The organism is Patulibacter medicamentivorans (genome assembly GCF_000240225.1).
Classification (GTDB): Bacteria; Actinomycetota; Thermoleophilia; order Solirubrobacterales; family Solirubrobacteraceae; genus Patulibacter; species Patulibacter medicamentivorans.
In genome coordinates this window covers 1-1,195 of sequence record NZ_AGUD01000336.1, presented here as the reverse complement: position 1 = coordinate 1,195, position 1,195 = coordinate 1, and the positions used below count along the sequence as shown (strand labels likewise).

The 1,195-nt window shown below is 78.9% G+C and carries 1 protein-coding gene; it reads right to left on the bottom strand.

Going from position 1 to position 1,195, the window contains the following annotated elements:
• On the bottom strand, positions 1-1,195 hold a 1,195-nt coding region (locus PAI11_RS23490), incomplete at both ends, for a tetratricopeptide repeat protein (protein WP_040601540.1).

Below are 1,195 nucleotides of genomic sequence, written 5' to 3'. Positions count from 1 at the left end.
CTGGGTCCGGGCCCGCTCGAACGGCAGCGCCACCCGGTCGTGGGCGGCCAGCGCGGCGGCCGCGTGCTCGTCCAGGCGCTCGTCGCCGTCGATCAGCGCCGCGCAGCGGGCCGCCGCGGCCTCGGCCCAGGCGCCGCCGGTCCGCTCGGCGCCGTCCACCAGCTCGGCGATCAGCGTCCGGGCGGCGTCGGGCCGTCCGGTGCGGGCGTAGGCCTCGGCCAGGTCCGCCTGGGTGTAGAGGAACGACGGGTCGCGCGATCCGAAGCGCCGCTGGTGCTCGAGCGCCCGCTCCAGGTGCGGGAGCGCCAGCGAGGCGTCTCCGCGGCTGAGCGCCACGACGCCCAGCGCCTGCTCGGCGCAGGCCAGGGTCGACGTCAGCCCCAGCTCCAGGCCCAGCTCGAGGGCGCGGCCGGCGTGGGCGGCGACCGCGGCGTCGTCGCCCACGTGGGCGGCCGTGAAGGCGGCGGTCGTCAGCATCATCGAGTGCAGGAAGCCGCCGGCGGAGTCCTCGCCGAGCCCCACCGCCTGGTCGGCCAGGACCGCGGCCTCGGCGAACGCCCCCTGCCGCAGCCGGACGTTGGCCAGGACCGACCGGGCGCGAGCCAGCGAGGTGACGGCGCCGCGCTCGAGGCTGGTCCGCACCAGCCGCGACGCCAGCCGGTCCGCGTCGTCCAGGTCCTCCATCCAGAGGAAGCAGAGCGCCGCCACCGCCAGCACCTCGTGGGCCGGGCCGGTGGGGTCGAACGCCTCGAGCGCCGCCGTCCGCTCCCGCAGCGTCGTGCGAGCGCGCGCGTGGTCGCCGAGGCTCGTCAGGGCCGAGGCGGCGAAGATCGCCGGGACCAGATCGGCCCCGGGCGGGGCCAGCGCCAGGGTCCGCTCGGCGAGCGCGCCGAGCCGCTCCATCGGACCGTGGGCGACGAGCGCGATGCCGGCCTGCATCAACAGGCCCGCCGCGCGACCGGGATCGTGGGCGAGCACGCGCTCGGCCTCGTCCTCGAGCAGCGCGTAGGCGGCCATCGGCCGGCCGCTCTGCTGGATCGCCATCCCCCGCAGCAGCTGGACGTCGGCCCGCGTCGCCGGGTCGGCGACGGGCGCCACCCGATCGAGCACGCCGAGCGCGGTCGCCGGCCGGCCGGCGACCAGCGCGGCGCCGGCGGCGGCCACCATCCGCGCCGTCGCCGCGCCGTCCGACGGG